This window comes from Bradyrhizobium sp. 159, assembly GCF_023073795.1.
In the GTDB taxonomy this organism is placed as follows: Bacteria; Pseudomonadota; Alphaproteobacteria; order Rhizobiales; family Xanthobacteraceae; genus Bradyrhizobium.
In genome coordinates, this window is record NZ_JADPKE010000018.1 from 161,822 (window position 1) to 174,694 (window position 12,873).

A 12,873-nucleotide genomic window follows, 5' to 3' on the forward strand; every position below is an offset into this window, starting at 1 on the left:
ATCGCGACAGGCAGCGCACACGCCGGACGACGATCAACCAGCCAGGCCGAGCGCTGCACCCCGACGTTGAGCCGACGACGGGTCTGCTGGCACACGATTGACGACGATCCCGGTCGGCACGCCGCCAAAGCGAGAGAGCGCGGCCGTGACCCTGCGCATTGCGGCTGAATCGATTGCGTCTTCGCGGACGACCAGAATGACGAGATCAGCGTGAGCGGCCAGCGCCGCCGCCTCCGGCTGCAAGGCCAGAGAGGTGGCATGGATCACGATCAGATCGAACTCCGAACGAATATCGTCCGCGGGCGACGATTCAGGTCCGTTGCCGACGTTCAAAAGCGCATCGATGCTGCGAACGTCAGCGGTGGTTGCGCCATCCACCGGCGCCTTGGCGAGGCTGGCCCCGGCACCACCGAGATCCGGCTCGACCCGGATCAGGACGCTCAGCTTTCCCCTGTTCAGCGCCCACCGATTGAGCGAGCGCGCGACGGTGTTGCCGCCGGCCCGCTTCCCTACCGACATCACGAGAGCAACCCTACCCCGGCTTCCAGGCAATTGCTCCAGCCTGTCAATGAGCGGACGCAGATGAGGACCGAGATCGAGCTCACTCGTCGCGGACACCGGACCTTGCCAGATGTTTCTTGGGACATCGCTGGGCAAGAGTTCGGGAACGCGGGCCCACACCGGCGGACGCGACCACGCGCCGGGCTGGCGCGGAGCCGGATCGGGGGCGCGAACGTCCGGAACGGGTTTGTTCGATCTGCGTCCCGTTGCCGCGACGACCGCCGTCGATGTCAGCAGCGATCCGATCGCCAGCGCGGCGAGCAGCAAAGACAGCGGCGGAAGGGTCGAGCGAAGCGGCGGAATGGCGGGCGAGGCGACCTTGGTCTGAGAACTCTGCAACAGGCGCTGTTCATTCGTCGTCTTGGACCGCGAGAGGAATTGCTCGTAGATGTTTCTGTTGGCCTCGGCGTCGCGCTGTAGCTCCTGGAGCCGGACCAGAGCCTGACCGTCGACCAGGAGCTGCGATTCAGCCGCCTTCATCTGGCTTTCCAGAGCCTTCTGCTGATCGCGCTGAGCCTCATATTCCGACTTCGCGGTATCGATGCCTTTCGTCCGCTCGACCTCGATCTGTCTGTTCAAATCGTTTAGCTGGCTGTACGACATCACGAGATCGGGATGGCGATCGCCGAGCACCGCCCGCTTCTGCGCAATCTGATCATTGAGGGCCGACCGCTGGGCGCGCAACGCGCTCAGGAGGTCCTGCTTGACGGGACCCTCGACATTCGCCTTCGCGTCACGCTGCGCCTGCTCGTAACGGGCTTTGGCCTCCTCGGTCCGCGCGCGGGCAGCGGCGACCTGCTGCGACAGCTCGGTCACCCGCAATTGCTGGGTCGTTGCGTCCTTGCCGGCGTTGACGATACGGTGCTCGAGCTTGAATGTGGCGACGGCGTCCTCCGACGCCTTCAGCCGGTCGCTCAACGTCTTGAGCCGGCCACCGAGCCAGTCGGCAGCCTCGTCGGTCGCCTCGGTGCGGATGCGGCTCTGTCTGGCGACGAACGCCTCGGCAATGGCGTTGGCATAATAGGCAGCCCGCTCCGCCCGATTCGAGGTGAAGCGGATGGCGATGACATAGGTCAGCCCGCGACGGGAAATGTCGAGACGGTTGCGGAAACGCTCGAGCAGGCGCGCGGGGGCCGTGTAGCCGCCGGAAATGTCTTCGTCATCGCGAATCTTGAGCTGCTCGATCAGCGGCTCGAGAAAGCCGTCGGACTTCGCCACTTCGACCAGGCTTTGCAGCGCGGCGCTATCTTGCCCTATGCCCGGCAGAACGTCCTGCTCCGTGGTCACGCGTTGCTCGCGGGGATCGACGACGACCAGTGCGGTCGCTGCGAACCGCACCGGAATCATCAGGAGAACGACGGCGCCAAGCGCGAAGATCGCAAGAGCGAGCGTCAATATCCGCCGAGCGTTTTCGCGAAGGAAGGCGAGCACACCGGCGGCAGTGAACATACCGCCAAAGCGTGCAGCGGCTCCGGCGGCCTCATCGACGCCCGACGAATTTTGGCTCCAAGACGCGGCAACGCCGGTCGATCCGGAACTTGTCGGGTCTGCGCGGCGACCGAACGTCATGGACTCTACTCGGATTCAACTGGCGAACACTGTTCAGTGGCCTGCTCCACCGTAAATATCTATGGTTAATCCGCGGTTACCTGCCCCTCGCGCGACCATCACCAATTGGTTAACGCGGTCGCTCACTTCGTTTGCAAACCACCAGAATTCTCTGGCAAACGATGCCGTTCCGGCAGGCAGCGCATTAACTCCGTTTGTTGCTAGCCGGTGTCCGCGCGATGCTCGCATGGTAGGTACGGGATCAAGAAGGGTGAAAATTTCGTTTCTTCAGCGGGTCGGGATCCGTGCTCCATTACCAGCCAAACAAGGAGTTGGGCGAGACGACTGCGACAGCACTCATGCCGTCCGACGGCAGCGGGCCGAAGCTTCATGTCCTTCTCGTACAGACTCAGGCCGAAAACGCCGGCGCGCAGGAGATCTCCAGGCTGCTCGGTGCGGGCCTTACCGCCCGTGGCTACCGAGTCACCAATCTGTTCTTCTTCCGCCAGTCGGATTCGTTCGACGAGCCGCCCAATACGTTCTATTGCGCCTCGAGCCGGCCGGGCAATCCCCTGGCCCTGCTGCGGATGCTGTGGACGCTCGGCCGCCATATCCGGACCAGCCGACCCGACGCCGTTCTGACCTTTCAGCATTTTGGCAACGTGATCGGCGCCGGCGTGTCGCGCCTCGTCTGCCGCGCGCCTGTCATCGCCAATCAGGTTTCTTCCGCGCTCTCGATGAGCTGGCCCGTCCGCGCTGCCGACGTCGTGATGGGCAGTCTCGGCTTCTTCGACCGCATCACGCTCAATTCGAAGGACATGCAGCGCGAATATTCGCGCTACCCCGCGGCCTATCGGTCACGCATGGTGCATGTCCCGCACGGCTTTGACGACAAGGCCCTTACCCTGCCGAAGGAAGCTGCGCGACAAAAATTCAGTCTGCCGCCGGATCGCATCTTACTTGGCTGCGCGGCGAGGCTGCACCCGCACAAGCGGCTTGATGCGGCGATACGCCTGTTGCCGGATCGACCATCCTGGCACCTTGCACTGGCCGGACAGGGAGCCGACGAGGCCCGGCTGAGACAGTTGGCGGATGAATTGAACGTATCGGACCGGCTGCATCTGCTCGGCGAAATCGCCCCGCGTCAGATGGCGGATTTTCTCGCCTGTCTGGACGTGTTCGTGTTCCCGACACAGGCCGAAACCTTCGGCCTGGCTGCGGTCGAAGCCGCAAACGCCGGTGTCCCCTCCGTCGTCACCGATCTTCCCGTGTTACGTGAGGTGTTGTCCTTCGAGGGAAAACCTACCGCGCTGTTCGTCGATGCCTCCGATCATGCGAAGCTGTCGACGGCCGTCTCCAGGCTGCTGACGGACCAGCAACTGAGCGAGGAACTGCGACAAAACGCCAAAGGCCTGCGGCTGCGCTATTCGGTAGATGCCATGGTGGAGGAATACGTTCGGATTCTCGGCCAGGTCATCTGACCGGAATGTGTGGGAACAGATTGGCTCGACATGATCATCGAGTTTCGCTGTGAACGAGAGCATGCGCGGCGGTGGATGGACCGCGACGCGCTGTCGATCGACGGCCGAGATGTCCCGCTTCAAATCGCCTGGACCGCAACGACGGAGGCACGGCCCACAGGCCTCGACGCGCTGTTCGAACTCGAACGCATGGTGTTGCACAGAGGCCGGCACAGCGGCGCCGGCAAGCTGAAGATCATCCCGGAACGGATGCAGGCTCGCACCGGGACGGCCGACGTGATCGTCGATTTTACGGGCGCCGCGCGCGATCCCGATTGTTCCGCCCGGCTGTATCTGCGCCCTCTCTTCAACGGTGTCGCCGGCGAAAACGCCGCCCTCGCCGCCATTCTGGCCGGCGACCTGCCGGTGATCGAGATCGTCAACGAGCTCGACGGTGCAGTGCTCGATCGCGGTCACCCCTCCGGAGAGATTGCGGCCGGCTTGAGTGGCGCACTCGAAACCGTCATGGCGCGAACCCTGACCATGGTGGCGGCAATCCTGTCGGGACGGCCGCGCATCGTGCCGCAGCTGGCGCGCCCCGCCGGAGACGGCACCGGCCGGCAGCCGGCGGCATACGTTGCGCGCGGCCTCGCCGTGTCGATCGCCAAGGAGATCTATCGGCTCTGCTGCTATGCCCCGCATTGGCAAATCGGATGGCGCTTCAATGACGGTGCAGGCGTCTGGCAGACCGGAAATCTGTCCGGACCAGGCTGGAATGTCCTCTGCGATCCCGGCCATCGCTTCTACGCCGATCCGTTTCCCATCATATGGCAGGGACGGACATTCGTCTTCTTCGAAGATCTCGATCACCGGATTGGAAAGGGGATCATTTCCGCGATCGAGTTCAACGACGCAGGTCCGGTCGGCGAAGTCGTACCGGTGCTGGAGGAGCCCTGGCACCTCTCCTATCCGTTCCTGATCGAGAACGATGGTGCGCTGTGGATGATCCCGGAGAGCTCGGTTCACGGCGACGTCGCGCTGTACAAATGCGTTCGTTTTCCGGACAAATGGGAGCGTCACGCGACGCTGCTTTCCGGCCTCGAACTCGCCGATGTCACGATCACGCAGCACAACGGCCTGCACTATCTGTTTGGAGCCTGGCGCGACGGCGCGGGCGGCTATTCGGATGCGCTGGCGATCTATTACGCCGATCGCCTCTCGGGTCCGTGGTTGCCCCATGCTAGCAATCCGGTCCTGATCGATCGTGCGAGCACACGACCGGCGGGGAATTTCGTCACTATCGATGATAAATTGTGGCGGCCCGTCCAGAATTGTACGGACGGTTACGGTGCAGCGCTCGCACTAGCGGAAATCGTCGAATTGTCGCCGACGACATTCGGGCAGATCGTCCGCCATTCCCTCAAGCCCGGACCGGCATGGCCCGGACGGAAGTTGCACACCCTGAACCGCTGCGGCCGGCTCGAGGTGATCGACGGATCGCGCGTTCAACCGAAGACCCGCGCCTTCACGAGCAGATCTCCATCGGCCGTCTTGTCTCCGCGAGCCAATCCACACACCGCTTACTGAATCGCTTAGCAGACGGCATCGCTCAAGACGCCGCCCGTCATCTCGTGTGTCGAGCGCACCGGCTAGGGGCGGCGTTCTACTGAGAACGATCCGACGTCCAGCCCTTGTACTCGGCAACATTGTCCCTGGTCACGAGCTTCGAAGGCAACAGCTCGACGGTCGAGGCCGGCTTCTGGCCATTGAGAATGCCGACACCAACCTGCACGGCCCGACGCGCCATGAAGAACGGATCCTGCGAAGCCGACGCCTGGATCTGCGGCGACTGCGGATCTTTCAGCGCGGCCTCGATATCAGGTGCGCCGTCGACCGCCGTGATGACAATCCCGCTGCGGTTTTGCTGGCGCGCTGCAAGGTCGGTGCCGATCGCCTGCGGATCATTGATGGCGAAGATGGCGTCGATCTTGGGGAAGCGGGTCAGATAACCCTGCGCGACGGTGAGCCCGCCCTCTCGCGAGCCTTTGCCGTCCTGGTCGCTGGACAACACCTTGATACCCGGGTTCTTCGCGAACACGTTCTTGCAGCCGACGACACGGTCGATCACCGCGGAGACCTGCGGCCCGTTCTCGATGATGACGTCGCCCTTGCCCTTCAGTTTGTCGACGATGTACTGGCAGGAGATCTCGCCGGCCTGCACGTTGTTCGTGGTCACGGTGGCGTCGGCGCCTTCGGCCGCAGTGTCGACCGCGACGACGACGATGCCAGCGGCCTGCGCCTTCTTGATCGCCGGCCCGATCGCCTTGGGATCACCGGGGTTCAACAGAATCAGGTCGACGCCGGCGGCGATGAAATTGTCGATCTGAGTGACCTGCTTGCCGAGGTCGTATTCGAAGCCGACGGTCGTGATCTTCACGTTGGGATTGGTCTTCTTCGCCTCGAACTCGGCGCCCTTCGACAGCGCGACGAAGAACGGGTTGCCCATCGATCCCAGCGAGACGCCGATCGACTTGAGCTCCTTGGCAAAGGATGGCGCGGTGCTTAGGGCAAGCGTCACCGCGGCGCCGGCGAGCGTGATCGTCTTCAACATTGGCTTCCTCCCTGGTCTGTCTTCATCTCCGGCACGGCAGACCAGTTGCCGCAACGGAATCTCTCATCAAGCCATGCGCACTCCAGGTGCGCGCCAAACCCATCAAGTTCTCGCGGAGCCTTCACGTTCTGGCAGAGCCCTGCAGCCGGTAGCGGTCCAGCGCCACGGCGCCGATGATCACCAGGCCCTTGATCACATATTGCCAGATGTCGGAGACACCGATGAGGATGAGGCCGTTCGACAGCACGGCGATGATCAGCGCGCCGACCAACGTACCCCAGATCGAGCCGATGCCGCCGACGAATGAGGTGCCGCCAAGGATCACGGCGGTAATTGCGTCGAGCTCGTAAGACTGGCCGAGTTGGAGGCCATTGGCCGCATAGAGCCGCGCCGCCTGCATGGCGCCCCCGAGCCCGGCGAAAAGGCCGGAGACGCCGTAGACGAAGATCAGCACGGCCCAGACCTTGATGCCGGCAAGCCGCGCCGCGCTTTCATTGCCGCCTACCGCATAGATGTGCACGCCGAGCACGGTCCGTCGCAGCACCAGCCACGAGGCGAGGATGACGAGCAAGGCGATCACCGAGAGCCAGGGGATCGAGGCGACGCCGGGGACGAGCGTCAGCGAGCCGTTGCCGATGAAGGCATAAGGAATGGACGGATTGAAGACGGTGGTGTCGGCCCCGAGTAATCGGGCCAGGCCGCGTACGGCGGTGAGAGAGCCGAGCGTGACGATGAAAGGCGGCAGGCGAAGCAGCGCAATCAACACGCCATTGACGACGCCAAAGCCAAGGCCCGTGAGCAGCGCGGCTGGCAGCCACAGCATGCCAAGCGGCAGCTTGGAGAGCGTCAATCCGGCCATCGCGGAGGCCGCCAGGATCGAGCCGACCGACAGGTCGATGCCGCCCGTGAGGATGACAAAAGTCATTCCCGCAGCGAGCACGGTATTCACTGCGGCCTGCTGCAATACGATGCCGAGATTCTGTCCGGTGAAGAAGCGGCCCTCGGACAACAGGTGGAAGCCGATGCAGAGAATCAGCAGGACTGGCAGCATGCCGAGCGCGCTGATCAGCATCCTTATGCGCTGACGCTTCGTCTCCTGCGCAGCCGCAAGGCCGGCAGCGGCAGCCGCTTCCGCTTTCGGCGAGCTGTCATGCATCGAGTTGCTCCGTCCCTGTCGCGAGCGCCATGATGTCTTCCTGATTGAGGGGAGCCGCAGCTTCGCGCCTGATCTCACCGGCGATGTGTCCGGCGCGCATCACGATGACGCGGTCGCAGATGCCGATGATCTCGGGCAAATCGGATGAGATGACGAGGATCGCGGTGCCGGCCTTGGCCAGATTGTCGACGATCGAATAGATCTCGGACTTGGCACCGACGTCGACGCCACGCGTCGGCTCGTCGAGGATCAGAACCTTCGGCGCAATAGCGAGAAGCCGCGACAGCAGCACCTTCTGTTGGTTACCGCCGGACAGGCCGCCGGCGGGGACGGCGACATTGGCGGCACGGATGCTGAGCCCCGCGAAGGCCCGCTCGGCGCGCTCGCGCGCCTTGTCGCGATCCAGAAACCAGCCGAGCTTCGCATCGCGCGCGAGCACGGCGAGATTGATGTTGTCCAGGCATGACATGTCGAGAAACAGGCCGAGCGCCTTCCTGTCTTCCGTAAGATAGGCGATGCCAGCCTCAAGGGCCTCGCCCGGCGTGCGGATCTCGATCGGATGTCCCTCCAGCTCGATACGGCCGGAGGACTTGCGTGCCGCGCCGACGATGAGATGCGCGAGCTCGGTGCGACCGGCGCCGATCAGGCCCGCGAGCCCGACGACCTCACCTGCGTGCACGGTCAGCGAGCATCCCTTGACGCGCTGGCCGTCCGCCATGTCGATCGCTCGGAGTACCGGATGTCCCCGCCCCGCCTCCGGATCGTGATCCTTCTTGTAGAACGAGGAGACGTCACGCCCGACCATCAACCGGACGATGGTGTCGGCGCGGATCTCAGGCTTGTCGAGCGAGCCGACCAGCCGGCCGTCGCGGAGCACGGTGACGCGATCGCCGAGTGCGTAAACCTCGTCCATGCGATGCGAGATGTAGATGATGGCAAGCCCCTCGGCGCGAAGCTGGCGGATCAGCGCGAACAGCCGCGCGCTCTCGCCGGCTGACAACGCGGTGGTCGGCTCGTCCATGATCAGGATCTTCGATCTGGCATGCAGCGCACGCGCGACCTCGACCAGTTGCCGCTGGCCCATGGAGAGATGCGCCACCAGCGTCGAGGGCAGGAAGTCCGCGCCCAGTCGTTTCAGGATCGGGCCGACGCCCTCGCGCATGGCGCCGCGCGCCAGCAATCCTGATCGCGATAGCTCCCGTCCCAAATAGATATTCTCGGCAACACTGAGATTGGGAGCGAGCGACAGCTCCTGATAGATGATCGAGATGCCCGCCGCGCGGCCGCCGAGCGGGCCTTCGATCCGCACCGGGCTGCCCTCGATGCGGATCTCGCCGCCGGGATCGGGCCTGTAGGCGCCGGACAGGATCTTCATCAGCGTCGACTTTCCGGCGCCGTTCTCTCCCATCAGGGCGTGAATTTCGCCGGCATAGACGGTGAGATCGACGGCCCGCAGCGCCTTGATGCCAAAGAAGGATTTCGAGACCCCGCGCATCTCGAGGATCGGATCGTTCATCGTGCCTCCCGGCGCACAATGCGTTTCCCACCCGCGTGTCTATCGGTTTGTCAGCGCGGTTCGCGCATTAAACAAAACGTCGCAGCACAGGGCAATACCGAACAGACGTGAATGCAACATCGAAGCGATGCTAGTGGCGCGGCCGATACAGTTCGCGCCATGCGGGAAGCCGCTCTGCATAAGCAGCGACCAGTTCAGCGTCGGGCTCGAACGTCTCGATGCGCTCTGGCCGCGTGCAGACGGCGGCGATTGCCTCACCGGTGACAGCAAGTCGCCCCAATCTCGCCGCACCGAACGCGGCGCCGGTCTCACCTCCGGCAAAGCGATGGAGCGGAACATTCAGCACGTTTGCCAGCACCGAGAGCCAGAACCGGGACCGTGAACCACCGCCAATGGCATCGGCTTCCGCAATCGCAATGCCGGCATCCGCGAGCGCGTCGCGACAATCGGCAAGCGCGAAGGCAACGCCTTCGAGCACCGCCTGCACGATCGTCCCGCGCTCGGTGCCGTGGCTCAGACCATCCAGCATGCCGCGCACGGCGGGATCGTCGTGCGGCGTCCGCTCGCCTGCGAGATAAGGCAGGAAGCTCACCGGCGATGGCGCCTGGGGGCGCACTCCGAGCGGCGCCAGCAACTCTGCCTCGCTGACGCCGAACAGGCGCGCGGTCCAGGCGAGGCAAGAGGCGGCCGAGAGGATCGCGCCGGCCTGAATCCACATGCCGGGAATGGCGTGGCAGAATGTATGCACCGCGCGGTCCGGATTGGCGGCGATGCTGCTGGTCGGAGCCATGAGAGCACCGGAGGTTCCCAGCGATATGAACGCGCTTCCCGGCCGGATCGCGCCGATGCCGACGGCGCCGGCCGGATTGTCGCCGGCTCCGCCCGCGATCACCGGCTGCCGGCTCATGCCCCAGCGCCGCGCGAGCTCGCCGCGCAGGCGCGTTGCGGGCGCGCATCCCTCGACCAGGCGTGGCATGTGATCGCGCGTCAGGCCGGTCGCTGACAGTGCTGCGTCCGACCAGTCCCGGCGCGCGGCGTCGAGCCACAGCGATCCCGACGCATCCGAAACGTCTTCGATGGCCTCGCCGCTCAGCACCAGGCGCAAATAGGCCTTCGGAAGCAGAACGAGCCTGGTCGCCGCAAAGATGTCAGGCTCGTGCGCCGCGACCCAGAGCAGCTTCGGCGCGGTGAATCCCGGCATCGCCTTGTTGCCCGTCGTCGCACGCAAGGCGGGCCAGCGCTGCTCCAGGATACGGCACTGAGCGCCCGAGCGCCCGTCGTTCCAGAGGATGCAGGGCCGCAAGGGCCTCAAGCTCGCATCGAGCAGCGTGGCACCATGCATCTGGCCGGACAGCCCAATGCCTTCGACCGCCGCCAGCGCGTCGGCATGCGATGCCTTCAGAGCATCCAGCGTGGCAAAGGTCGCATCGATCCACTGCGCGGGATCTTGCTCGTAATAGCCGGATTGCGGCGAGACGGTCGCGAGCGGCCGGCTCTCGCTTGCAATCACGTGCTGCGCAGCGTCGACGAGAACCGTCTTGACCGCCGAGGTGCCGAGATCGATGCCGAGATACATGAATGCGTCCCGCTCACTTCGCCGCGTCGATCCAGATTCCCGGCTCCGAATGCTCGCGGATGTAGCTGACGAGGAAGTCGGAAAACACCCGGATCTTGGCCGGCAGCCTGACGCGGTTTTGATAGGCGATGTTCATGGTGAGCAGTGGCAGCTCCCAGCCCGTCAAGACGGGCACCAGCCGGCCGGCCGCGATATCGCCCTGCACGATGTAAAGCGGCTGGATCAGGATTCCGAGTCCCGCACGCGCTGCGCCACAGATGATCTGGCCGTCATTGCTGTCGAGCGTCGGCGCGATTCGGACCGTCTGCGTCGTGCTGCCCTGGCTCAACCGGAGCGAATAGGGATCATTGGCGAGATTGTAGATCAGCATGTTGTGACGGGTGAGATCGGTTGGATGCTCGGGCCGGCCCTGCTTCTCCAGGTAGGATGGAGCGGCCGCGAGCACACGATGCATCTGGCCGATGCGGCGGACGATGATGTTGGAATCCGGCTCATGCTCCCGCGTGCGTATCGCGACGTCAATGCCGGCTTCGATGAAGTCGGGGTAGCGGTTTGCGCTGATGATCTGCACGCTGAGATTGGGATAGAGCGCGCGGAAGGCAGGCAGCATCGGAGCGAGGTAGATCATCGCGAAGGACAGCGAGCTCGTCACGCGCAGCATGCCCTTCGGCGACAGCGCGCGGTCCGAGACCGCGTCCTCGGCCTCGGCGAGCTCGTTCAACAGCGTGCTGCAACGCTGCAAGAGTTCCTGCCCCGCTTCGGTCAGCCATTGCCGGCGCGTGTTGCGCTCGATCAGCCGGACCGCAAGCCGCTCCTCCAGCGCACTGAGATGACGGCTCGCGGCCGCGTTCGACATCCGCAGGTTTTCGGCAGCTTTGGAAAGACTGCCGAGTTCAGCGGTTTTGGAGAAGACCTCGAGTTGGAGCAGCCGGTCCATTTTTGCAGAAAGAGGAAAAGAGACTTACAAATTTTGACCTTTATTTCCGATTCCTGCAAGGCAAAATGGCGCCAACAAAGCACAATCGCAGGCGAGGAAATCAGGAAATGTCGGGCCCGATCAGGCACATCGTGATGTGGCGGCTGCGCGGGGAGACGCCTGCGGAGCGCTCCGCCGCCCGGATCAAGGTCAAGTCCCTGTTCGAGGGCCTGCGCGGCCGGATCGACGGCCTCACTCACATCGAGGTCGGTCTCGACGTCAGCGATGTCGACTACGCCTGCGACGTCGTTCTGTTCTCCGAATTCACCGACCAGGCTGCGCTTGCCGCCTATGCCAGCCACCCCGAACATTTGCGCGTCCGCGAGGCGCTGGGCGACTTGCGGATCGGGCGCTTCCAGGTCGATTATCCCATTAAAGAGACCGGCGCATGATCGGGTCGTTCACCTTTGAAAACCTGCCCTGCCGCGTCGTGTTTGGCAGCGGAACGCTTGCTTCAGCCAAAGCCGAGGTCGAACGGCTCGGCGGCAAGCGCGCACTGGTGCTGACGACGCCGCAGCAGGAGGCGCAAAGCAAGAGTCTCGGTGCAGCGCTCGGATCAGTCTATGCCGGCCTGTTTTCCGGCGCCACTATGCACACGCCAGTCGAGGTCACCGAGCGGGCACTGGCGGCGATGAAGGCGTGCGAGGCCGACTGCGTCGTCTCGCTCGGCGGCGGATCAACCACCGGCCTTGGCAAGGCGCTGGCCTTGCGCACCGGCGTCAACCAGCTCTGCATTCCCACCACCTATGCCGGCTCGGAGATGACGCCGATCGTCGGCCAGACCGAGAACGGCCTGAAGACCACGGTCCGTGACGCCGCCGTGCTGCCGGAGACGGTGATCTACGACGTCGAGCTGACCCTGACGCTGCCGGCGAGCCTGGCTGCGACCTCAGGCATCAATGCGATCGCACATGCGGCGGAAGCGCTCTATGCGCGCGACGCCAATCCCGTGACATCGCTGATGGCGGAAGAAGGCATCCGCGCGCTGGCCCGCGCCCTCCCCGCCATCGCCGCGAGGAGCGACGACCGCGAGGCCCGGACCGAAGCGCTCTATGGCGCCTGGCTGTGCGGCGTCTGCCTCGGCACCGTCGGCATGGCGCTGCATCACAAACTTTGCCACACGCTCGGCGGCACCTTCGATCTGCCGCATGCCGAAACGCACACGATCGTGCTGCCGCATGCGCTGGCCTACAACGCACCGGCGGTGCCGGATGCGATGGCGCGCATCTCGCGCGCGATCGGCGCGGCCGATGCGTCGCAGGGGCTGTACGACCTTGCGAAGCGACTGGGTGCAAAGCTCGCGCTGCGCGACATCGGCATGCCCGAGAGCGGCATCGGCAAGGCGGCCGATCTCGCTGTCACCAATCCCTACTGGAATCCGCGGCCCCTCGAACGGGCCGCCATCCGCGACCTGATCGCGCGCGCCTGGGCCGGCGAGCGGCCGGCCGCCATCAAAGCGGTGACGTGAC

The 12,873-nt window shown here is 64.5% G+C and carries 10 protein-coding genes; 4 read left to right on the forward strand and 6 right to left on the reverse strand.

The features are described from left to right. Positions 1–33: 33 nt before the first annotated feature. Complete coding sequence (locus IVA96_RS03165; protein WP_247278151.1) at positions 34–2,130, reverse strand: GumC family protein; 2,097 nt, start codon at positions 2,128–2,130, stop codon at positions 34–36. A 284-nt stretch (positions 2,131–2,414) separates the two neighbouring features. Between IVA96_RS03165 and IVA96_RS03170 the strand changes: the two genes are divergently transcribed. Together IVA96_RS03170 and IVA96_RS03175 are read left to right on the forward strand one after the other, a co-directional pair. Further along, complete coding sequence (locus IVA96_RS03170) at positions 2,415–3,590, forward strand: glycosyltransferase family 4 protein (RefSeq protein ID WP_247278152.1); 1,176 nt, start codon at positions 2,415–2,417, stop codon at positions 3,588–3,590. 30 nt (positions 3,591–3,620) lie between these two features. Beyond that, a complete protein-coding gene (locus IVA96_RS03175; RefSeq protein ID WP_247278153.1) occupies positions 3,621–5,156 on the forward strand; it encodes a hypothetical protein in 1,536 nt (511 codons plus the stop codon). Between the two features lie 76 nt (positions 5,157–5,232). On the opposite strand, the gene IVA96_RS03180 is transcribed toward IVA96_RS03175, so the two are convergent. The 5 genes from IVA96_RS03180 to IVA96_RS03200 form a co-directional block, all read right to left on the reverse strand. After that, the gene (locus IVA96_RS03180) at positions 5,233–6,180 is read right to left on the reverse strand and encodes an ABC transporter substrate-binding protein (RefSeq protein WP_247278154.1); all 948 of its coding nucleotides are present in this window, start codon (positions 6,178–6,180) and stop codon (positions 5,233–5,235) included. 121 nt (positions 6,181–6,301) lie between these two features. Next, positions 6,302–7,336: a ribose ABC transporter permease gene (locus tag IVA96_RS03185; RefSeq protein WP_247278155.1), complete on the reverse strand. Its 1,035-nt coding sequence runs from the start codon at positions 7,334–7,336 to the stop codon at positions 6,302–6,304. Then, positions 7,329–8,852 carry a sugar ABC transporter ATP-binding protein gene (locus IVA96_RS03190; RefSeq protein WP_247278156.1) on the reverse strand — a complete coding sequence of 508 codons (1,524 nt, stop codon included), beginning with the start codon at positions 8,850–8,852 and terminating at the stop codon, positions 7,329–7,331. The genes IVA96_RS03185 and IVA96_RS03190 overlap by 8 nt, the downstream gene beginning before the upstream one ends. A 130-nt stretch (positions 8,853–8,982) precedes the next feature. Beyond that, positions 8,983–10,428 carry a xylulokinase gene (gene xylB / locus IVA96_RS03195; protein ID WP_247415343.1) on the reverse strand — a complete coding sequence of 482 codons (1,446 nt, stop codon included), beginning with the start codon at positions 10,426–10,428 and terminating at the stop codon, positions 8,983–8,985. A gap of 13 nt (positions 10,429–10,441) precedes the next feature. Then, complete coding sequence (locus IVA96_RS03200) at positions 10,442–11,365, reverse strand: LysR family transcriptional regulator (RefSeq protein ID WP_247278158.1); 924 nt, start codon at positions 11,363–11,365, stop codon at positions 10,442–10,444. Positions 11,366–11,472: 107 nt separating this feature from the next. Between IVA96_RS03200 and IVA96_RS03205 the strand changes: the two genes are divergently transcribed. Further along, positions 11,473–11,796: a Dabb family protein gene (locus IVA96_RS03205; protein WP_247278159.1), complete on the forward strand. Its 324-nt coding sequence runs from the start codon at positions 11,473–11,475 to the stop codon at positions 11,794–11,796. Continuing rightward, entirely contained in the window at positions 11,793–12,872 is a 1,080-nt protein-coding gene (locus IVA96_RS03210; RefSeq protein WP_247278160.1) for a maleylacetate reductase, read from the forward strand. The genes IVA96_RS03205 and IVA96_RS03210 overlap by 4 nt, the downstream gene beginning before the upstream one ends. Position 12,873: the final 1 nt, after the last annotated feature.

What these genes read in the sequence shown, in the direction of transcription:
- IVA96_RS03165 (WP_247278151.1), bottom strand. Translation starts at nt 2,130, where the DNA reads ATGACGTTCGGTCGCCGCGCAGACCCGACAAGTTCCGGATCGACCGGC.
- IVA96_RS03175 (WP_247278153.1), top strand. Translation starts at nt 3,621, where the DNA reads ATGATCATCGAGTTTCGCTGTGAACGAGAGCATGCGCGGCGGTGGATG.
- IVA96_RS03180 (WP_247278154.1), bottom strand. Translation starts at nt 6,180, where the DNA reads ATGTTGAAGACGATCACGCTCGCCGGCGCCGCGGTGACGCTTGCCCTA.
- IVA96_RS03185 (WP_247278155.1), bottom strand. Translation starts at nt 7,336, where the DNA reads ATGCATGACAGCTCGCCGAAAGCGGAAGCGGCTGCCGCTGCCGGCCTT.
- IVA96_RS03190 (WP_247278156.1), bottom strand. Translation starts at nt 8,852, where the DNA reads ATGAACGATCCGATCCTCGAGATGCGCGGGGTCTCGAAATCCTTCTTT.
- xylB (WP_247415343.1), bottom strand. Translation starts at nt 10,428, where the DNA reads ATGTATCTCGGCATCGATCTCGGCACCTCGGCGGTCAAGACGGTTCTC.
- IVA96_RS03200 (WP_247278158.1), bottom strand. Translation starts at nt 11,365, where the DNA reads ATGGACCGGCTGCTCCAACTCGAGGTCTTCTCCAAAACCGCTGAACTC.
- IVA96_RS03205 (WP_247278159.1), top strand. Translation starts at nt 11,473, where the DNA reads ATGTCGGGCCCGATCAGGCACATCGTGATGTGGCGGCTGCGCGGGGAG.
- IVA96_RS03210 (WP_247278160.1), top strand. Translation starts at nt 11,793, where the DNA reads ATGATCGGGTCGTTCACCTTTGAAAACCTGCCCTGCCGCGTCGTGTTT.